At 54.1% G+C, this 19,415-nt stretch carries 19 protein-coding genes; 9 read left to right on the forward strand and 10 right to left on the reverse strand.

Annotated features, from left to right (window positions below; all coding sequences use genetic code 11):
• Positions 1–177 precede the first annotated feature (177 nt).
• Both rhaS and rhaR read left to right on the forward strand, forming a co-directional pair.
• A complete protein-coding gene (gene rhaS / locus GKAS_RS04770) occupies positions 178–1,014 on the forward strand; it encodes an HTH-type transcriptional activator RhaS (RefSeq protein ID WP_035892344.1) in 837 nt (278 codons plus the stop codon).
• A 71-nt stretch (positions 1,015–1,085) separates the two neighbouring features.
• Positions 1,086–1,934, forward strand: coding sequence for an HTH-type transcriptional activator RhaR (rhaR, locus tag GKAS_RS04775; protein ID WP_035892345.1), 849 nt, complete (start codon positions 1,086–1,088; stop codon positions 1,932–1,934).
• A gap of 10 nt (positions 1,935–1,944) precedes the next feature.
• Here the strand turns inward: rhaR and rhaT are convergent, their stop codons facing one another.
• A complete protein-coding gene (rhaT, locus tag GKAS_RS04780; protein ID WP_035892346.1) occupies positions 1,945–2,979 on the reverse strand; it encodes an L-rhamnose/proton symporter RhaT in 1,035 nt (344 codons plus the stop codon).
• 290 nt (positions 2,980–3,269) lie between these two features.
• On the opposite strand from rhaT, the gene sodA reads away from it, so the two are divergent.
• Positions 3,270–3,890 carry a superoxide dismutase [Mn] gene (gene sodA, locus GKAS_RS04785; protein WP_035892347.1) on the forward strand — a complete coding sequence of 207 codons (621 nt, stop codon included), beginning with the start codon at positions 3,270–3,272 and terminating at the stop codon, positions 3,888–3,890.
• 6 nt (positions 3,891–3,896) lie between these two features.
• Positions 3,897–4,631, forward strand: a complete 735-nt coding sequence (yiiM, locus tag GKAS_RS04790) for a 6-hydroxyaminopurine reductase (protein WP_115073659.1) — start codon at positions 3,897–3,899, stop codon at positions 4,629–4,631.
• A 42-nt stretch (positions 4,632–4,673) separates the two neighbouring features.
• On the opposite strand, the gene cpxA is transcribed toward yiiM, so the two are convergent.
• Complete coding sequence (cpxA, locus tag GKAS_RS04795; RefSeq protein WP_035892349.1) at positions 4,674–6,047, reverse strand: envelope stress sensor histidine kinase CpxA; 1,374 nt, start codon at positions 6,045–6,047, stop codon at positions 4,674–4,676.
• A complete protein-coding gene (gene cpxR / locus GKAS_RS04800; protein ID WP_035892350.1) occupies positions 6,044–6,742 on the reverse strand; it encodes an envelope stress response regulator transcription factor CpxR in 699 nt (232 codons plus the stop codon). Before cpxR ends, cpxA begins: the two co-directional genes overlap by 4 nt.
• A 149-nt stretch (positions 6,743–6,891) precedes the next feature.
• On the opposite strand from cpxR, the gene cpxP reads away from it, so the two are divergent.
• The 3 genes from cpxP to pfkA all read left to right on the forward strand — a co-directional run bounded on the left by cpxP (position 6,892) and on the right by pfkA (position 9,594).
• Positions 6,892–7,398 (forward strand): cell-envelope stress modulator CpxP, encoded by a 507-nt coding sequence (gene cpxP / locus GKAS_RS04805; protein WP_035892351.1) that lies wholly within the window; start codon positions 6,892–6,894, stop codon positions 7,396–7,398.
• Between the two features lie 138 nt (positions 7,399–7,536).
• Positions 7,537–8,430 (forward strand): CDF family cation-efflux transporter FieF, encoded by an 894-nt coding sequence (gene fieF, locus GKAS_RS04810; RefSeq protein WP_035892352.1) that lies wholly within the window; start codon positions 7,537–7,539, stop codon positions 8,428–8,430.
• Between the two features lie 201 nt (positions 8,431–8,631).
• Complete coding sequence (gene pfkA / locus GKAS_RS04815) at positions 8,632–9,594, forward strand: 6-phosphofructokinase (RefSeq protein WP_035892353.1); 963 nt, start codon at positions 8,632–8,634, stop codon at positions 9,592–9,594.
• A gap of 81 nt (positions 9,595–9,675) precedes the next feature.
• Here the strand turns inward: pfkA and rraA are convergent, their stop codons facing one another.
• The 7 genes from rraA to priA form a co-directional block, all read right to left on the reverse strand.
• A complete protein-coding gene (gene rraA, locus GKAS_RS04820; RefSeq protein WP_035892355.1) occupies positions 9,676–10,161 on the reverse strand; it encodes a ribonuclease E activity regulator RraA in 486 nt (161 codons plus the stop codon).
• 92 nt (positions 10,162–10,253) lie between these two features.
• Positions 10,254–11,180: a 1,4-dihydroxy-2-naphthoate polyprenyltransferase gene (menA, locus tag GKAS_RS04825; RefSeq protein ID WP_035892356.1), complete on the reverse strand. Its 927-nt coding sequence runs from the start codon at positions 11,178–11,180 to the stop codon at positions 10,254–10,256.
• A 68-nt stretch (positions 11,181–11,248) separates the two neighbouring features.
• A complete protein-coding gene (gene hslU, locus GKAS_RS04830) occupies positions 11,249–12,580 on the reverse strand; it encodes an ATP-dependent protease ATPase subunit HslU (RefSeq protein WP_035892357.1) in 1,332 nt (443 codons plus the stop codon).
• Positions 12,581–12,589: 9 nt separating this feature from the next.
• On the reverse strand, positions 12,590–13,120 hold the full coding sequence (hslV, locus tag GKAS_RS04835; protein WP_035892358.1) for an ATP-dependent protease subunit HslV: 531 nt from the start codon (positions 13,118–13,120) through the stop codon (positions 12,590–12,592).
• Positions 13,121–13,413: 293 nt separating this feature from the next.
• Positions 13,414–14,379 carry a cell division protein FtsN gene (gene ftsN / locus GKAS_RS04840; RefSeq protein ID WP_072011351.1) on the reverse strand — a complete coding sequence of 322 codons (966 nt, stop codon included), beginning with the start codon at positions 14,377–14,379 and terminating at the stop codon, positions 13,414–13,416.
• Positions 14,380–14,477: 98 nt separating this feature from the next.
• On the reverse strand, positions 14,478–15,500 hold the full coding sequence (cytR, locus tag GKAS_RS04845) for a DNA-binding transcriptional regulator CytR (protein WP_035892361.1): 1,023 nt from the start codon (positions 15,498–15,500) through the stop codon (positions 14,478–14,480).
• A 149-nt stretch (positions 15,501–15,649) separates the two neighbouring features.
• Positions 15,650–17,845 (reverse strand): primosomal protein N', encoded by a 2,196-nt coding sequence (gene priA, locus GKAS_RS04850; protein WP_035892363.1) that lies wholly within the window; start codon positions 17,843–17,845, stop codon positions 15,650–15,652.
• Positions 17,846–18,047: 202 nt separating this feature from the next.
• Here priA and rpmE point away from each other — a divergent pair, with 202 nt between their 5' ends.
• Both rpmE and GKAS_RS04860 read left to right on the forward strand, forming a co-directional pair.
• Positions 18,048–18,260 carry a 50S ribosomal protein L31 gene (gene rpmE / locus GKAS_RS04855; RefSeq protein WP_035892364.1) on the forward strand — a complete coding sequence of 71 codons (213 nt, stop codon included), beginning with the start codon at positions 18,048–18,050 and terminating at the stop codon, positions 18,258–18,260.
• A gap of 425 nt (positions 18,261–18,685) precedes the next feature.
• A complete protein-coding gene (locus GKAS_RS04860; protein ID WP_035892367.1) occupies positions 18,686–19,366 on the forward strand; it encodes an oligogalacturonate-specific porin KdgM family protein in 681 nt (226 codons plus the stop codon).
• The last annotated feature ends 49 nt before the right edge of the window (positions 19,367–19,415 follow it).

Below are 19,415 nucleotides of genomic sequence, written 5' to 3' on the forward strand. Positions count from 1 at the left end.
AAATTCCGCCGATGGCAGGGTTTTCAGGGGGTGTGATGATGACCGCATTTCCCGATCTTTCCGGCTGTTTCTTGAAAAAACGACCGGCTTTGCGCGGTTTGCTGTCAAAACGTCAAGGTCAGATCGCTCATCGGATATTACTATCCTGATAATCTTTCTCATTTGTTGAGGCTCGCGATGACCGTACTACACAGCGTGGATTTCTTCTCTTCTGGCAAGCTTCCCGTGGCTATCGAACCTCGACTTCCTCAGGCTGCATTTCCTGAGCATCATCATGATTTTAATGAGATTGTTATTGTTGAGCACGGTACGGGTATTCATGTGTTCAATGGTCAGCCGCATACCATTTGTGGCGGCACTGTTTGCTTCGTTCGCGACTTTGACCGGCACTTATATGAGCACACGGAAAACCTCTGTCTGACGAATGTGTTATATCGCGCGCCGGATGCTTTCCAGTTCTTGTCAGGTCTGAATAAACTGCTGCCGCAGGAGCAGGACGGTCACTATCCTTCCCATTGGCGCGTAAACCAAAGCACGCTACAGCAGGTGAGGGCGATCGTCGGCCAGATGGAAGAGGCGAACGACAGCACCGATATGATGTCGCTGGCCAATCGCGAAATTCTGTTTATGCAGCTGCTGGTGCTGCTGCGTAAAGGCAGTCAGGAACAGGGGGCGATGGATAACGATGCGCGCCTGAATCAGCTGATGGCGTGGTTGGAAGAGCATTTCGCGGAAGAGGTGTGCTGGGAGGGGCTGGCGGAACGTTTCTCGCTCTCTTTGCGTACCCTGCACCGCCAGCTCAAACATTGCACCGGCCTGACGCCACAGCGCTACCTTAACCGTCTGCGCCTGATTAAAGCGCGCCATATGCTGCGCCACAGCGATGAGAGTGTGACCGAGATTGCTTATCACTGTGGTTTTGGCGACAGTAACCACTTTTCTACCCTTTTTCGTCGCGAATTTGACTGGTCGCCACGCGATATTCGCCAGGGGCGAGATACCCTGCTTCAGTAACGAGAAGACAATCACCGTTTTTTGCCTCGAAACGGCGAATAATAAGGAGTTGTTAGTCGTGAGGTGCCCGCGTGTCAGGTCAGTTAATTCTTCGAAAAGCCGATTTTTTTGCCAGCCCGGCGCAGGCCGTGGCGGTGGCTGACCGCTATCCACAAAATGTCTTTGCTGAGCATACCCATGAATTCTCCGAGCTGGTGATGGTCTGGCGCGGCAACGGTTTGCACATTCTCAACGACCGTCCCTATCGTATTACCCGCGGCGACCTGTTTTACATTCGCGCCGAGGATAAACACTCTTACGCCTCTGTTAACGATCTGGTTTTACAGAATATTATTTACTGTCCTGAGCGCTTAAAGCTCAACCTCGATTGGGTAGCTCATATTCCCGGGCTGCACGGCTCGCATTGGGCACCGCACTGGCGGATAGGCAGTACCGGCATGACGCAGGCGCGGCAGATAATGACTCAGTTGGAGCAAGAGAGCCGCAAAGACGACGCGTTAGCCAACGAGATGTCCGAGCTACTGTTTGCCCAACTGGTGGTATGCCTGAAGCGGTACCGTTATGCCACCGATAACCAGGCGGCGACGCAGAGTGAAGCCTTGCTCGACAAGCTGCTGACGGTGCTGGCGGGCAGCCTGAATCGTCCTTTCGTACTTGATACCTTCTGCGAGCAGCAGGGCTGTAGTGAACGCGCTCTGCGTCAGCAGTTCCGCAGCCAGACCGGCATGACCGTTAACCACTACCTGCGCCAACTGCGAATTTGCCACGCGCAGTATCTGCTCCAGCACACGGAAATGCTGATTGGCGAAGTCGCAATGAGCTGCGGGTTTGAGGATAGTAACTACTTCTCGGTGGTATTTAACCGTGAGATAGGGATGACGCCAGGGCAGTGGCGGCAACGGAGTCGCGTTGCCGCCTGAGGTTCGCGGTTTAGCTTGCCATACCTAGCCCAACGACGTTGGCGGCAATAATGATGACGACGCAGCCCAGACTCAGCACGCTAACGGGTTGGCGTCCGGCATTTTTCCACTCTTTCAAAATCAGCCCCACCAGACCGCCACACAGCACATAGAAGCTCATGTGCAGCATCCAGCTCATATAGTCATACTGCGACGGAATGCTGGCGTGGCCCCACGCGTAGAAGAAGAACTGGAAATACCACATCAGCCCGCCTAAGGCAGAAAGCAGAATGTTGCTGATTATCAGCGGTTTTGCCAGCGAGAAGTCGGCTTTTATCGACAGGTTTTTGACTTTTAGCAGACGAATAAAGCAGAAGCCGAGGTTAACCAACGCGCCGCCGCCCATAATGACCACGTAGCTTGGCAGCGCGGTATAGAGCGGGTCGACCCCTAGCGCGGCGGCGGCTTCGTGCATCGGCTTGGCGGCGTTCATGGCAAAGGACATCCCGGCGGAGAAGACGCCGCACATGATGGCCAGCATTAACCCTTTCTTCAGGTTGAAATCTTCCGCTTTGATGCCCATTTTGCGCTCTTTCAACTGCCCGGCACGGGTGACGATCCCGACGCCAATCACGGCTATCAGCACACCCAGCAGCGTCATTTGGCCGCCCTGGGTGTGAATGAGTACGTCAAACTGGCCGTTAATAATTGGTGTCATTAACGTACCAACAATCAGCGTGATGCCAATGGCAATACCGATCCCCATCGACATGCCGAGATAGCGCATGGTGAGGCCGTAGTTGATGTTGCCGACCCCCCACATGGCGCCAAATAGAAACACCGGCAGGAGCGTTGAAGCGCTGAAGGAACGATAGTAGGCCCAAAAGTCGGGCAAGAGCAGGGCGCTAACCGCCCAGGGCAGGACAATCCACGAAACAATCCCGCCAATAGACCACATGGTTTCCCATGACCACTGCTGAACTTTTTTGAACGGGGCATAGAAACAGGCTGCACTGGCCGCACCTATCAAATGCCAAAATATACCCATCGTAATTGCATGGTTCATTGATTTTATCCTCATCCATTTTTTGTCGTAGTAATCGTCTTCCGACAGGATGAGGATAAAAATTTGGCGCTTTTTTAACCTTCAGGCTGTTGCCATTCAGGGAGATACATTGGCAGTAAGTGGTGTAATTAGCTGTTCAGGCTCACAAAAAAACATCTATGCCCTAAAGTTATAACCTTATAAAAACTACGGCATTGATAATCATTTTCAATATCATTTAATTAACTATAATGAACCAACTGATTACGCGGCGTTTACAGGTTTGCCGCCCGACAATAATGGAGATGATTATGAGCTATACCCTGCCATCACTGCCTTATGCGTACGATGCCCTGGAACCGCACTTCGACAAACAGACGATGGAAATCCATCACAGCAAACACCACCAGGCTTACGTTAACAACGCTAACGCAGCGCTGGAAAGCCTGCCGGAATTCGCTGCGCTGTCTGCTGAAGAGCTGATCGCGAAACTGGACCAGCTGCCGGCTGACAAGAAAACCGTTCTGCGTAACAACGCTGGCGGCCACGCTAACCACAGCTTCTTCTGGAAAGGCCTGAAAAAAGGCACCACCCTGCAGGGTGACCTGAAAGCGGCTATCGAGCGTGATTTCGGTTCCGTAGATAACTTCAAAGCTGAATTTGAAAAAGCAGCAGCAACTCGCTTCGGCTCTGGCTGGGCGTGGCTGGTGCTGAAAGGCGACAAACTGGCTGTGGTTTCTACCGCAAACCAGGATTCCCCGCTGATGGGTGAAGCCGTTTCCGGTGCTTCCGGTTTCCCAATCGTGGGCCTGGACGTTTGGGAACACGCTTACTACCTGAAATTCCAGAACCGTCGTCCGGACTACATCAAAGAGTTCTGGAACGTGGTGAACTGGGACGAAGCAGCAGCGCGTTTCGCCGCTAAAAAATAATTTGCATTGCCGGTCTGTAGAAGCGAGTCTGATGACTCGCTTTTTTTGTATCCGCCTAAGGAGCAGCAGATGCATTATCCGGTTGACGTGTTTATTGGCAAAATCCGTGACTATGACGGCAGTCGCCCAAGCGCCATCGCGAAGGTCCAGATGGATGGCGAACTGGAACTCACCGAGCTGGGACTGTTGGGTGATGAACAGGCCGAGAAAAAAATCCACGGCGGCCCCGACCGCGCGCTGTGCCAGTTCCCCCGCGAACATTATGAAGACCTGATTCGTGACTTCCCCGAACAGGCTGCCCTGTTTTGCGCCCCGGCGTTTGGTGAAAACCTGTCAACGGAAGGGATGACCGAGCACAACGTTTTTATCGGTGATATTTACCGCTGGGGTGAGACGCTGATCCAGGTCACCCAGCCGCGTTCGCCGTGCTTTAAACTCAATTTCCACTTTGCTATCAGTGATATGGCATCTTTGATGCAGAACAGCGGTAAGGTCGGCTGGCTGTATCGGGTGATTGCGCCGGGTAAGGTCTCCACAGACGCTCCGCTGGAGTTGGTGTCGCGCCTGAGCGATGTGTCGGTGTATGACGCCGCCGCTATTGCCTGGCATATGCCGTTCGATGACGACCAGTATCACCGCCTGCTGAGCGCGGCCGGGTTATCGGTTAGCTGGAGCAGAACCATGCAGAAGCGCCGTTTGAGCGGCAAGATTGAAGATAACAGCAGAAGGTTGTGGGGCTAGACGATACAAAAAAATCGGCCTGCATTCGCAGGCCGATGGTTTTTAGGTTCGCTTATAAAGCGGTAGCCACAGCGTGAGCCGTAACCCGCCGAGCGGGCTGTCATCAGCCTTCACCCAGCCGCGGTGCTGCTGCATGGCGCTTTCAACAATCGCCAGCCCCAGCCCCGTTCCGCCAGATTCACGGTCTCGCGCCTCATCGGTACGATAGAACGGACGGAAAATTTGCTCGCGGTCTTCCGGGCTTACACCTGGGCCGTCATCGTCCACGTGGACGGTAACGCCGTCTTTATCCACCGAGAAACTGACGGCAATTTTGGTATGCGAGTAGCGCAGGGCGTTACGTACGATGTTCTCCAGCGCGCTTTCCAGCGCGTTCGGGTTACCGTAAAGCGGCCACGGCCCCGGCGGATAATCGACGCTAAACGATTTGCCCATCTGCTCAGCTTCAAACGCGGCGTTATCCAGCACTTCGCCCCACAGCTGATTAGCCTTGAGGGTTTCACTGACCAGCGCGCTTTTCTGCTGATTGCGCGACATCACCAGCATGTCGTTAATCATGCTATCCAGACGCTGCGCTTCGGTTTCAATACGCTCCAGCTCTTTGCTCTCACCGCTGCGACGACGCAGAAGCGCCGTGCCAAGCTGCAGACGCGTCAGCGGCGTACGCAGCTCGTGAGAGATGTCAGAGAGCAGTCGCTGCTGCGACGTCATCATTCGCTCAAGTGCCATCACCATCTGGTTAAAGCTGGCACCGGCGGCGAGGAATTCCTGTGGCCCTGCCTCCAGCTCTGGATGCTGACGCAGGTTGCCCTGAGCCACTTCATCCGCGGCGTTTTTCAGCTTACGCGCCGGTTTTGCCAGACTCCATGCGAGCCATAGCAACAGCGGGGCGCTAACCAACATAGTGACGATAAGCAGCAGTAAAGGCCGGTCGAACAGCAGATTGATAAAGTCGGACTGCGAACTGCTTGCTGGGCGGATCAGGTATAACTGGTAGTTATCTTCCCCGTCGCGAATGGAGAAAGGCCCGACCAACTCAACGCGCCCGTACTTCTTCTTCTGCGGATGATCGGAATTATCAGACTGGCCGATAAAGTTACGAATGATCTGCATTTCGTTGCGTTCTGCGCCGATCACGCGACCTTCGCTAGTGACCAGCAACAAACGCTGGCCCGGCGGAGCCCACTTATCAATCGCGCGGAACAGCCGACGCCACCACATCAAATCGTTGGGGGGATCGTTGGCAAGCTCTTCTTCAACATGCTGCTCAATCATCAGGCCTTGGCGCTGCTCGCTATCGAGCAGCTCGGTCATTTGACGGGAGTCGAGCTTTGGTAGCATCAAAACCAGCATCAGCACCAGCGCTAGCGTTAACCAGAAAATGGCGAAGATGCGGGCGGTTAAACTTCCTATCATGAAGCAGAGACCATCAGGTATCCGCGACCACGCAGGGTTTTAAACCATGGGTGACCGTCTTTACGCTCTGGCAGCTTCCGGCGCAGGTTGGAAATGTGCATATCAATCGCGCGGTCGAACGGCGTTAAGCGTTTACCCAGGACTTCCTGACTCAGGTGTTCACGGGAAACCACCTGACCCAAATGCTGTGCCAGCAGATAGAGCAGGGTAAATTCAGTGCCGGTCAGCTCGAGCGTTTGACCATCGAAGCTAGCTTCCTGACGCCCTGGGTTCAGGCTTAGGGAATCAACTTCTACGGTTGGTGAGCTCGTATCGCTACTTTGCTGCTGTTCGCTCCAATGTGAACGGCGCAAAATAGCGCGAATACGGGCGACCAGTTCGCGATCGTTAAACGGTTTTGGCAAATAGTCATCCGCGCCAAGCTCAAGGCCCAGTACGCGATCCAACTCGCTACCGCGAGCGGTTAACATAATGACGGGAGTCTGGTGTGTCTGTCGCAATTCTTTCAGCGTGTCGATACCGTTTTTCTTCGGCATCATTACGTCGAGTAAAAGTAGGTCGATGCTGTCGTCAATCAGCGTTAACGCCTGTTCGCCATCGTGGGCAACAAGGACATTAAAGCCTTCCATATCAAGAAGTTCCTTGAGCAAGGAAGTCAGCTCGCGGTCATCATCAACTAATAAAATTTTATTCATATTTTCATCCCTCCGAGGCAGAAATTACGTCATCAGAGCCAGCGAATCCATGACTTTACGTTGTTTTACACCCCCTGACGCATGTTTGCAGCCTGAATCGTAAACTGTCTCTCGTTGAATCGCGACACAAAAGTTTTTGGGAGCATGTGATGCGCAATGTTATCGCTGCCGTCATGGCCTCAACGCTGGCATTCAGTGCATATAGCCAGGCCGATGAAGTCGTCACCAGCGTTAATTGGCACCCAGCGGAAAGCAATACGCTGCGAAGCGGCCAGGGCCATATGTTCGACGGTATTAGTTTAACCGAACATCAGCGCCAACAGATGCGCGATCTGATGCAACGGGCACGACACGATCGTCCACCTGTTAATGTTAGCGAAGTGGAGACAATGCATCGCCTTGTCACCGCAGAAAAATTTGATGAAGCCGCCGTGCGAGCCCAGGCCGAGAAAATGGCCGAGGAGCAGGTTAACCGCCAGGTAGAAATGGCGCGGGTACGCAACCAGATGTACCGCCTGTTAACGCCGGAGCAGCAAGCGGCTTTAAATGAGAATCACCAGCAGCGTATGGAGCAGCTGCGTGACGTTGCACGGATGCAGCAAGGTTCAGTACCGAGTCAGAACCTGTTTAGTAGCAATACCCGTAGCAACCAGTAACAAACCCTGTTTTTCCTTGCCATAGACACCATCCCTGTCTTCCCCCTCATGATGAGGGGGTTTTTTTTGTCTTAAATTCGTCACCGCGCACCCCTCATACATTCCGCTATACTACGCAGATCGAAAGCAGGAGTGTTTATGAATCAATCTTATGGACGACTGGTAAGTCGTGCAGCAATCGCCGCAACGGTCATGGCTTCCGTGCTGCTGGTGATTAAAATCTTTGCGTGGTGGTATACCGGGTCGGTCAGTATTCTGGCGGCGCTGGTGGATTCGCTAGTGGATATCGCCGCCTCGCTGACCAACTTGCTGGTGGTGCGCTATTCGCTGCAACCGGCGGATGAGGAGCATACTTTTGGTCACGGTAAGGCCGAATCGTTGGCGGCGCTGGCACAAAGTATGTTTATTTCGGGTTCGGCGCTGTTCCTGTTTTTGACCGGGATCCAGCATCTGGCCCGGCCGACGCCAATGAGCCAGCCGGGCATCGGCGTGGTAGTGACGGTGATTGCGCTTATCAGTACATTAGTCCTCGTGACGTTTCAGCGATGGGTGGTCAGAAAAACCCAGAGCCAGGCCGTACGCGCGGATATGCTTCATTATCAGTCTGATGTTATGATGAACGGCGCGATTCTTGTTGCGCTCGGCCTCTCCTGGTACGGCTGGCATCGTGCCGATGCGCTGTTTGCATTAGGAATTGGCATCTATATTCTATATAGCGCGTTACGCATGGGGTACGAAGCGGTGCAATCGTTATTGGATCGCGCGCTGCCCGATGAAGAACGTCAGGAAATTTTCGACATCGTGACCACCTGGCCTGGTGTAAGCGGTGCTCACGATCTCCGAACGCGGCAGTCAGGGCCGACCCGCTTTATTCAGATTCATATTGAAATGGAAGACAACCTGCCGCTGGTTCAGGCGCATCACGTTGCCGATCAGGTGGAGCAGGCGATTTTGCATCGTTTTCCTGGGTCCGACGTGATTATTCATCAGGATCCGTGCTCTGTTATGCTGCAGGCAAACAGAGACGTTTGAACTTTCGCAGTGGTTGTATTAAATGTGAGCTAAGTCGGCATTATTTGTATAAATAACCGCCGGTTAGCCTGACCTGAATCAATTCAGCAAGAAGCGCTTGATATACTATCTCTACATAGAGTCGTTCTCTCCCCCCTACAACTGTGGGAGCGCTTCGGGCAGAAGAATTAATTTTTAGCATTCCTAAGTTCAGAGGTAGTCATGATTAAGAAAATCGGTGTGTTGACAAGTGGCGGTGATGCGCCGGGTATGAACGCCGCCATTCGCGGTGTTGTGCGCGCAGCATTGACGGAAGGCATTGAAGTCATGGGCATCTATGACGGTTATCTGGGCCTGTACGAAGACCGTATGGTACAGCTCGACCGTTACAGCGTGTCTGACATGATTAACCGTGGCGGCACCTTCCTGGGCTCCGCGCGTTTCCCAGAATTCCGTGATGAAAACATCCGTGCCGTGGCTATCGAAAACCTGAAAAAACGCGGTATCGATGCGCTGGTTGTTATCGGCGGTGACGGCTCCTACATGGGTGCCGTGCGTCTGACCGAAATGGGCTTCCCATGCATCGGCCTGCCGGGCACCATTGATAACGACATCAAAGGCACCGACTACACCATTGGTTTCTTCACTGCCCTGAGCACCGTGGTGGAAGCAATTGACCGTCTGCGTGACACCTCTTCTTCTCACCAGCGTATCTCCGTTGTGGAAGTCATGGGCCGTTACTGCGGCGACCTGACTCTGGCTGCGGCTATCGCGGGCGGCTGTGAGTTTATCGTCGTTCCGGAAATCGAATTCAAACGCGACGACCTGGTTGCCGAAATCAAAGCGGGCATCGCCAAAGGTAAGAAACACGCGATCGTGGCGATTACCGAACATATGTGTGACGTTGACGAGCTGGCGCACTTTATCGAGAAAGAAACTGGCCGTGAAACCCGTGCAACCGTTCTGGGCCACATCCAGCGCGGCGGCTCCCCGGTTCCTTACGACCGTATCCTGGCATCCCGCATGGGCGCGTACGCGATTGAACTGCTGCAGCAGGGCTTCGGCGGCCGCTGTGTCGGTATTCAGAACGAAAAACTGGTTCACCATGACATCATCGACGCTATCGAAAACATGAAGCGTCCGTTCAAAGGTGACTGGCTGGAATGCGCTAAACAGCTGTACTAAGTCGCGTTTACCCGGAAACGGGCAGATTCGAGTGAAAAAAAGCCTTCTCAATGAGAAGGCTTTTTTGTACGCGTAAGGCGCTTATTCGATATCCAGTGCGTCTTCCGACAGGATAATGCCGGTATTGTCGGCATAGAGATGGTCGCCGGAGAAGAAGGTTACGCCGCCGAAGTTGACGCGAACGTCGCTTTCGCCGATGCCTTCGCCCGCGGCACCAACCGGAATGGCGGCAATCGCCTGAATGCCGATATCCAACTCTTCTAAATCATCGACCTGACGCACCGCACCGTATACCACGATGCCTTCCCACTCGTTCTGAGTGGCCAGGCGGGCGAGGTCGGCGTCGATCAGCGCGCGACGGACAGAACCGCCGCCGTCGACCAGCAGAATGCGGCCACGGCCGTTCTGTTCGAGCAGATCGTACAGCAACCCGTTATCCTCGAAACATTTTACGGTGATGATTTGTCCACCAAACGACAGCCGTCCGCCAAAGTTAGAGAACAGGGGTTCTACTACGTTGACATCTTCCTGGTAGATGTCGCAAAGCTCGGAAGTATCGTATTTCATAGGATTAACGCTCAGTCGCTGCGAGTGATTTTAGTATATCGCGCTCTACGCATTGTTGGCAAAATCATCAATTGTTAATTGATATTTGTCAGTTAAGCCAGCGTCTTGCTCAGCACAATTCCGATGACGAACAGCAGGTTAGTTAACAATGCCCCTTTTACCGTTCTTTCCAGCATTGGCGGCATCGCCTGTGGGGAGCGCTCGCGCATCACAAAACGCGCTTGTTTCACCAGCAACGGCGCGCTGAGAATAAACAGCCAGCCCCACGGACTATGCAGCGAGAGCAGGTTGAATAGTGCCAGGCAGACCAGCGTCCCCATCAGTAGGCAGACGTGGTAACGGCGGGCGTTAACCGGCCCTAAACGCACGGCCAGCGTGTTCTTACCGTTCTCCCGGTCGCTGTCGATATCGCGCAGGTTATTGATATTCAGCACTGCCGTTGCCAGCAAACCGCAGGCGGTCGCAGGCAGAATAATGGCGCTGCTCAAGGTGTGCGTTTGTAAATACCAGCTACCAATAACGCTCAGCCAGCCGAAGAATATCAGCACCGAGACATCGCCAAGGCCAATGTAGCCATACGGACGCGTGCCGACGGTGTAGGTGATGGCGGCAATAATCGCCAGCAGCCCCAGCACCAGGAAGCCGATAAAATCACCGGTAGTCTGTGAAGCGGTAAACAGCAGAGCAAGACCAGAGACGCAGATAAGCCCGACGGTGATGATCAGCGCGCGCTTCATTTGCTCTTTGGTGATAACCCCTTTTTGCATACCGCGCAGCGGCCCGATACGGTCCGGCTTATCGCTGCCTTTCACCGCATCGCCATAGTCGTTGGCGAGGTTAGAGAGAATTTGCAGCAGGCTTGCGGTGATTAGCGCCAGCACGGCAACGCCCGCGTTAAAGTGCCCTTGCCACCACGCCAGCGCGGTGCCAACGACGATTGCCGCACAGGCCAGAGGTAACGTTTTCGGACGCAGACTTTCCAGCCAGGCCTGAGAGCGGCTTACAGGTGTATTTGTCATAATAATTAGCCAATAAAAATGGGGCTTTTCAGCCCCATCAATTAAAGATGAAAATGCAGTGACCGCGATTATAGGATAAAACGGCTCAGATCTTCATCTGCGACTAATGCATCCAGATGTTTGCTCACATATTCCGCATCAATTGTGATGCTTTGACCGTTGAGGTCGCTGGCGTCATAGGAGATATCTTCCATCAGACGTTCCAGAACGGTATGCAGACGACGGGCACCGATGTTCTCGGTGGTTTCGTTGACCTGCCATGCCGCTTCGGCGATACGCTTGATACCGGATTCGGTGAACTCGATGTTCACGCCTTCGGTGGCCATCAGCGCTTTGTACTGTACGGTAACAGAAGCATTTGGCTCGGTCAGGATACGCTCGAAGTCGCTGGTGGTCAGCGCCTGCAGCTCTACGCGAATCGGCAGACGGCCCTGTAATTCAGGGATCAGGTCAGACGGCTTCGCCACCTGGAATGCGCCGGAGGCGATAAACAGGATGTGGTCGGTTTTGACCATACCGTGTTTAGTGGAGACGGTGCAGCCTTCAACCAGCGGCAGCAGGTCGCGCTGTACGCCTTCACGGGAAACATCCGGGCCGGAGGATTCGCCGCGCTTACAGATTTTGTCGATTTCGTCGATGAACACGATACCGTGCTGCTCAACAGCGTCGATTGCGTCTTGCTTCAGCTCTTCTGGGTTCACCAGCTTCGCTGCTTCTTCTTCAATCAGCAGCTTCATCGCATCTTTGATTTTCAGCTTGCGCGGTTTCTGCTTCTGGCCGCCCAGGTTCTGAAACATGGATTGCAGCTGGCTGGTCATCTCTTCCATGCCCGGAGGGGACATGATTTCGACGCCCATTGGCGCAGCGGCGAGATCGATCTCAATCTCTTTGTCGTCCAGCTGGCCTTCACGCAGTTTCTTGCGGAATGCCTGGCGCGCGGCGGAAGGCTCGGCCTGCTGCTCTGCCTGGCCCCAGTTGTTTTTAGCCGGTGGGATCAGCACGTCGAGAATGCGCTCTTCGGCCATCTCTTCTGCGCGGTAGCGGTTCTTATCGATAGACTGAACGCGTACCATTTTGATAGCAGAATCAGTCAGATCGCGGATGATAGAATCCACTTCTTTACCCACATAGCCCACTTCGGTGAACTTAGTGGCTTCGACTTTGATGAACGGTGCGTTGGCGAGCTTCGCCAGACGACGGGCGATTTCGGTTTTACCGACGCCGGTTGGGCCGATCATCAGAATGTTTTTCGGCGTCACTTCGTGGCGCAGCTCTTCGTCGAGCTGCATACGGCGCCAGCGGTTACGTAAGGCGATAGCAACAGAACGCTTAGCCGCGTCCTGACCGATAATGTGTTTGTTCAGCTCGCTGACAATTTCGCGTGGGGTCATTTCAGACATGGGAGATCCTTACGCCTTAGACGGTAATTCTTCAATGGTGTGGAAATGGTTGGTATAGATGCAGATGTCGCCTGCGATATCCAACGCTTTTTCAGCAATCTCGCGCGCGCTAAGCTCGGTGTTTTCCAGCATGGCGCGGGCCGCGGCCTGGGCGTACGGGCCGCCAGAGCCGATAGCAATCAGGTCGTTTTCTGGCTGCACGACGTCACCGTTCCCGGTGATGATAAGCGATGCGGTTTCGTCCGCGACCGCCAGCAGGGCTTCCAGCTTGCGCAGCATACGGTCGGTACGCCAGTCTTTCGCCAGCTCAACGGCGGCTTTGACCAGATGGCCCTGGTGCATTTCCAGCTTACGTTCAAACAGTTCGAACAGCGTGAAGGCGTCCGCGGTACCGCCAGCAAAACCAGCGATCACTTTGTCGTTATACAGACGGCGGACTTTTTTCACGTTGCCTTTCATGACGGTATTGCCCAACGTGGCCTGACCATCACCGGCGATTACGACGTGGCCGTTACGGCGAACACTTACTATTGTTGTCACGAGCAGACCCCTTTGTTGCAAATACGAGATATACACATCATCCTTCAAGCTGCCTCTGCGTTGGCTGCGTTCACTCACCCCAGTCACGTACTTATGTAAGCTCCTGGGGATCCGTTCTCTTGCCGCGTTACTCGGCTTACAGCCTTGCCCCTTCGGGGCCAGCGCAAGCGCTGTTCAACATGCTAAAGCATGTTGTGATGCAGCTCGAATGATTTCGTGTATAGACAGGCCCCGTATCGCAGTCACGCGTACGGGGCAGAATGTAAGTATAGATGGGGGAGTTTTTGGGGGTTTCAACCCCCGGAGGCGAGCCTAATGCAGTTTCCGTGACCTGCCAGCTTCAGACGGGCGATGGTGTTATCGACGTTTTCTTTGCCTTTGACCGGGCCGATGACCACGCGATTCCAGCCGTTGTTGGTGGTGATTCTGGAATCAAAGCCTTCAAACGCCAGTTGCGCACGGACGGTTTCCGCTTGCTCAGCACCTTTGAACGAACCGCACTGTACCATCCAGCGACGATCGTCTTTTTTCTCTGGCTTCGGCGGCGGCGTCACTTCACGCACTTCCGGGATACCGTTATTGCTCTGCGCTTTTGGCTGCGAGGCGGCGGTGTGCGCTGGTGTTTGCAGCAGATCCTGATACGGCGCCTTGTTGGAGACAGTTGCCTTTGGCGCCTGCTGGGTTTGATGCGTCTGCTGAACCGGCTGCGGCGCGCGCGTTTGTGGCTGCTGTACGACCTGCTGCTGCGACCACTGCTGTTGCTGAGCCTGCTGCGCAAGGCGCTGGCGCTGCAAGGTCTGCTGGCGCTGCGCTGGCGTTTGCTCGTTCCACGGCACTTCCGTCAGCTGCGTTGGCTGCTGGCGCATATCCGCCTGCATCTGGGCCAACAGCTGGCGCTGCTCGTCGGTAAGCTGATTCGGGTTAATCACTTCCCCGCCCGCAGACGGTTCGGTTGGCGCACGAACGCCTGGCTGGCGACTTTCCAGCTCTTTGATATAGCGCCAGCGTTCTTCCGGCTTTGGCGGAAGGCCATTCCCGGTCACCTGGCGGCTCTGGAGTGCTTCAGACTCTTCTTTCTTATGGTGCGTAATGAAGTACAAACCGCCGATAAAGACGACGACAACTGCGGCAGCAATCGCCACCATGGCAGGAGAGACTGCCGGAAAGTTACTTTGCTTTTTCCGTGTATTCCGTGAAGCGCTGTTCTTGCGCCGCGAAGGTGCCTGTTGGCTGCGGCGTACATAGTCTCGTTGTGCCACTATCGTTTCGCTGTCTTTTTCCGTTAGTTAGCCCGACATGTTACTTAAGCGACGGGGCTTTGACCAGACAAGCAAGTCCTAAAGCACCCTGCTTTACATCAAATTTTGCTTGTGCTGCCACGAATGATCAGTTCGCAATCCAGCAGACGCGAACCACTATCAACAAACTGCCCGCTCAGTTGATTCAGCAACAGCAGCATGGCTTCCCGACCAATATCGAAACGTGGTTGAGAAACCGTGGTTAGCGGTGGGTCGCAAAATTCAGCCAGCGAGATGTTATCGAAGCCAATAATGGACAGGTCATCCGGGACTTTCAGCCCCTGACGTTTAGCGTAAGAGAGTGCGCCCAGCGCCATAATATCGCTGTGGCAGAAAATGGCGGTTGGTGGCTGAGGCAGCGCCAGCAGCTGTTCCAGTGCGTTAGCGCCGGCTTCATAGGTGAAGTTGCCGCGGGCGATATAGTGAGGGTCGACGGTAATACCACAGCGACGCAGCGCCTGCACGTAGCCTTGTAGACGATAATGGCACAGCGGCATCTCTTCCGGCCCGGCGATACAGGCGATGCGCTGGTGGCCGAGTTCGTGAAGATAGTTAACGGCATCAAACGAGGCGGTGAGGTTGTCGATGTGTACCGTCGGCAGCCCCAGCTCGGGAGCAAATTCGTTGGCCATCACCATTGGCGGCAGATTGCGCTGCTCTTCAATGCTGGCGTCGAACGGCAGACGCGAACCCAGCAGCAGCATGCCGTCAATTTGCTTGGTGATGATTAAATCGATGAAGGTTTTTTCCTGCTGATTCTGGTGAGCACAGTCGCCAATCAGCACCAGATAGCCCTGTGCCGCAGCCGTCACCTCGATCCCGCGGATCACTTCGCTAAAGAAGGGATCGCAAATATCCGGAACGATAACCAGAATTGTGCGCGACTCATTGCGCTTCATGTTACGCCCCTGCATCTGCGGCAGGTAGCCCACTTCCAGCGCCGCTTGCTCCACGCGGTTACGCGTGGCCTGCGAGACTTTCTCTGGGTTCATCAATGCACGAGATACGGTTGCCGTAGAGACATTCGCTTGTAGGGCAACATCCTTCATGGTTGCGGCAACAACCGGTTTTTTAGCCTTCACCTGATTTCTCCTCGCTAACTGGCGCAGGCACGTCCTATGTGACCTGACATCTGACACACTTTTATCAGATAGTTAGGGGGATCCGTTACAGAATTTTCATCAGAAATGTGATGTTTGTTTGATTTCTAGATCCCGCTCGCAACTCTGCATTAACCTTCGATTGGGTCAACGTCGAGAACCCACTTCACCTTGCGGGATTCCGGCAGCGTATTGATGAGCGCAAGACTCGCCGTGACAATGTGCTGCAGGCGAATGCGTGAAGGGTGCTGTAGCAGTATCTGCCAGCGGTAGCGGCCGCCACGTTTCGCTGCCAGCGCCGGAACCGGGCCAATCACCCACAGTTTGTCATCCGCCAGCGGGCTGGCCTGTATCAGGTTACGCAGTTGCTGCAGGAACACTGGCGCCTGCTGATTGTTGTGATCTTCGGCGCGAATCAGCACGTGGCTGGTGTATGGCGGCAACTGCATGGTCTGGCGTTCCGCCAGCGCCTGCTCGGCGAAGGCGTTGTAGCCTTTATAAAGCAACGTTTGCAGCAGCGGGTGGTCGGGATGGTGCGTTTGCAAAACCACTTCGCCCTGCTTACCCGCGCGTCCGGCGCGGCCGGAAACTTGGGTATAAAGCTGGGCAAAACGTTCTGCCGAGCGGAAATCAGCGGAGAACAACGCGCCGTCGACGTCCAGCAGGGCAACCAGCGTGACGTCGGGGAAGTGGTGGCCTTTCGCCAGCATCTGGGTACCAATCAGAATACGCGCGCCACCGCGATGTACTTCCGCCAGATGCTGTTCCAGCGCGCCTTTGCGGCTGGTGGTATCGCGGTCGATACGCGAGAGCGGCACGCCGGGGAACATCGGGCCTAATACTTGCTCCAACTGCTCGGTACCCAAGCCCACCGGCACCATGTGCGTTGAGCCGCAGGATGGGCACTGGCGTGGGATAGGGCGCTGGCTGTCACAGTGGTGGCAGCGCAGATGATGCTGTGCCTGGTGCAGCGTGTAGTAGCTGTCACAGCGCGGACATTCGGCAATCCAGCCGCAGTCGTGGCACAGCAGCGTAGGGGCGAACCCGCGGCGGTTAAGGAATAAAATGACCTGGTTGTCGGCCTGCAAATGCTGGCGCATACGGTTGATCAGCGCCGGTGAGAGCCCGGCCTGAAGCTGCTGCCCTTTTAAATCCAGCACGTGCTGGGTCGCCGGACGGGCGTTACCCGCGCGACGAGTCAAGCGCAGCAGGCGATACTTGTGCTGGCGTACGTTGAGCAGGGTTTCTAACGCCGGTGTCGCCGAGCCGAGGATAATGGGGATCTGCTCGCTGTGCGCACGCCATACCGCAAGGTCGCGGGCGTGGTAGCGCCAGCCTTCCTGCTGCTTATAGGAGCTGTCGTGCTCTTCATCGATGACAATGACGCCAAGATTTTTAAACGGCGTAAACAGCGATGAACGGGTGCCGATGACGATCGCCGCTTCACCGCTTTTGGCCTTGAGCCAGGCGGCCATGCGCTCGCTGTCGTTCAGCGCTGAGTGCAGTACTTCTACCGGTGCATTAAAGCGCTCGCGGAAGCGGGCGATAGTTTGCGGCGTCAGGCCGATTTCCGGCACCATTACCAGCGCTTGCTTACCCTGCGCCAGCACGTTTTCCAGCACGCTGAGGTAGACTTCCGTTTTTCCCGAACCCGTGATGCCTTCCAGCAGCCAGGCGGAAAATTCGTCGGACGCGCTGTGAATCGCTCCTACGGCGGTTGCCTGTTCGGTATTCAGGCGCAGACGTTCGCCAGGTACGGAATAGGTGGTGCGCCAGTCGATGGTTTCCGGCGCAACGCTGCCCAGCTCGCAAAACCCTTTGGCGCGCAGCGACTGCATTGCGCTTTCATTAAACTCCAGCTCCGCGACCTGATGGCGCCAGATCTTCCCCTGACGCAGTGCGGCCAGCGCCTGCTGTTGTTTTGGCGAGCGCTTCAGGCTGTTAATGTCCACCGCCTGACCCTGCTCAGTGGCAAACCAGAACCATTGCGGCGTGGCGCTGGCGGGTTTCCCCTGGCGCAGCAAAATGGGCAGCGCGTGGAACAACACGTCGCCAATAGGATGATGGTAATAGTCTGCCGCCCACAGCAGCAGCCGCCAGACGGAAGTGGAGAAGACCGGTTCGCCGTCCAACACCTCAATGACCGCTTTTAGCTCATCGCGCGGCAGCTCGCTGCTCTCGTTGACCGAGACGACAATCCCCACGCGCTCCTGTTTACCGAACGGCACGCGCACGCGGCAGCCTGCTTTCGCGCTGAGGTCATCAGGCAGCAGGTAGTCGAAGGTGCGGGGCAGCGGAACAGGCAGGGCAACGTGAGCAACGGGCATGTTTTCTTCCTGACTTGAAATCTGGCGAGACAGTATACACATTGTGGTAAGGGAACGCGGATCAGTTTGCATCTGTTGGTCAAATTCTGTATGATTCGCGGCCTTTGATGCATCTTTGTATCATCGACCTATACTATTAACATCGCGTGGTGTCTGGCGTTAGGGCTGGAAGAGCGACGCGGCCTTAACCGAGGTTTTCCCCATGAAAAAAGATATTCACCCGAAATACGAAGAAATTACTGCAACTTGTTCTTGCGGTAACGTCATGCAGATCCGCTCTACCGTTGGTCACGACCTGAACCTGGACGTGTGCGGTAAATGCCACCCGTTCTATACTGGCAAGCAGCGTGATGTTGCTACCGGTGGCCGTGTTGACCGCTTCAACAAGCGTTTCAGCATCCCAGGCAGCAAGTAAGTTGCCAAGCGAAAAAGCGCCTCAGGGCGCTTTTTTTGTGCCCGAAAAACGGCGCTGCTTTCCGCCTATCTTTATAATTCATTCCATTTTATTGCTGAATGCTTTTTTTAATAAATAAGAAAAATATATATTTATAGCAGCGCTATTTTTATTTCTGAGTGAATTTTATTATTGGATTTATTTTAATTATATTTGTCTAATAACCTATTTATAGCAACTAATCATTGTTGTTGGTGATCTGCATCTTATTCATCTTGAGTTTTTTGCCATTTTTCATTGTTGGTTGGCAGTAATAAAAAGGTGTAACCGTAAATTACAAAATAAAATATCAGCGTAAATAAATACAAATAAATAGCCTTGACTCATTGCGCGGATAGCTCAGCGAGGATTGGACTGGTTGCTGATTATTTTAAAGAGTAATTACCATGAAAATGAAATATGCCTTATTACTTCTTCCACTATTATCCGGCGCTGCACATGCGGGTTACGTAGACTATCGTCATGAGTACTATGATGATGGCCGTAACTACGATCGTGTGTATATGTCGAATCGTTTTGCGACCGGTTTTGGCGTCGCCGTTGAAGCGGTATCTCGCTCCGATGAGAAAGAGTCAAACCATGCGCTAAACAATATGGAGTCGAATAGTGCAGAGTATACGGCTAGCTATCAATTTGAATGGAAGGGTTTTATCTGGCAGCCAGGGATAGCCGTTGAGATGGGTGATGATATGGCAATCTACAAGCCCTATATCCGCGTCCAGTATAATATTAATGATAACTGGTGGACGGCTTTCCGCTACCGTACGGAGTATGCCCGTCGTAACGGAGATGGACGCGATGACCGCACCGTTTATCGTCCAGAGGCCTGGTTGGGTTATAACATCGAAAATTGGATGTTTGAGCTGAACGGCATTTATAAAGTTGCGGATAGCGAAGATCTCTACAATAACGGCAAAGATGATTACGAATATAACTTCCGCGTCGCTTATAACATTGATTCGTGGATTCCTTTTGTTGAAATCGGTAACGTTTCCTCCGGTTATAACACGACAACCACCGACGATCGCCAGACGCGTTATCGTATCGGCCTCGGTTACAACTTCTAATAATGAGTTCCCGTATTCCGTTTATTTAACGGTGCATCAGGATGTGCGC

This window comes from Kluyvera ascorbata ATCC 33433 (genome assembly GCF_000735365.1).
In the GTDB taxonomy this organism is placed as follows: domain Bacteria; phylum Pseudomonadota; class Gammaproteobacteria; order Enterobacterales; family Enterobacteriaceae; genus Kluyvera; species Kluyvera ascorbata.

What these genes read in the sequence shown, in the direction of transcription:
- cpxA (WP_035892349.1), bottom strand. Translation starts at nt 6,047, where the DNA reads ATGATAGGAAGTTTAACCGCCCGCATCTTCGCCATTTTCTGGTTAACG.
- priA (WP_035892363.1), bottom strand. Translation starts at nt 17,845, where the DNA reads ATGCCCGTTGCTCACGTTGCCCTGCCTGTTCCGCTGCCCCGCACCTTC.
- cpxR (WP_035892350.1), bottom strand. Translation starts at nt 6,742, where the DNA reads ATGAATAAAATTTTATTAGTTGATGATGACCGCGAGCTGACTTCCTTG.
- rraA (WP_035892355.1), bottom strand. Translation starts at nt 10,161, where the DNA reads ATGAAATACGATACTTCCGAGCTTTGCGACATCTACCAGGAAGATGTC.
- GKAS_RS04860 (WP_035892367.1), top strand. Translation starts at nt 18,686, where the DNA reads ATGAAAATGAAATATGCCTTATTACTTCTTCCACTATTATCCGGCGCT.
- menA (WP_035892356.1), bottom strand. Translation starts at nt 11,180, where the DNA reads ATGACAAATACACCTGTAAGCCGCTCTCAGGCCTGGCTGGAAAGTCTG.
- hslU (WP_035892357.1), bottom strand. Translation starts at nt 12,580, where the DNA reads ATGTCTGAAATGACCCCACGCGAAATTGTCAGCGAGCTGAACAAACAC.
- cpxP (WP_035892351.1), top strand. Translation starts at nt 6,892, where the DNA reads ATGCGCAATGTTATCGCTGCCGTCATGGCCTCAACGCTGGCATTCAGT.
- sodA (WP_035892347.1), top strand. Translation starts at nt 3,270, where the DNA reads ATGAGCTATACCCTGCCATCACTGCCTTATGCGTACGATGCCCTGGAA.
- fieF (WP_035892352.1), top strand. Translation starts at nt 7,537, where the DNA reads ATGAATCAATCTTATGGACGACTGGTAAGTCGTGCAGCAATCGCCGCA.
- rpmE (WP_035892364.1), top strand. Translation starts at nt 18,048, where the DNA reads ATGAAAAAAGATATTCACCCGAAATACGAAGAAATTACTGCAACTTGT.
- pfkA (WP_035892353.1), top strand. Translation starts at nt 8,632, where the DNA reads ATGATTAAGAAAATCGGTGTGTTGACAAGTGGCGGTGATGCGCCGGGT.
- rhaS (WP_035892344.1), top strand. Translation starts at nt 178, where the DNA reads ATGACCGTACTACACAGCGTGGATTTCTTCTCTTCTGGCAAGCTTCCC.
- rhaT (WP_035892346.1), bottom strand. Translation starts at nt 2,979, where the DNA reads ATGAACCATGCAATTACGATGGGTATATTTTGGCATTTGATAGGTGCG.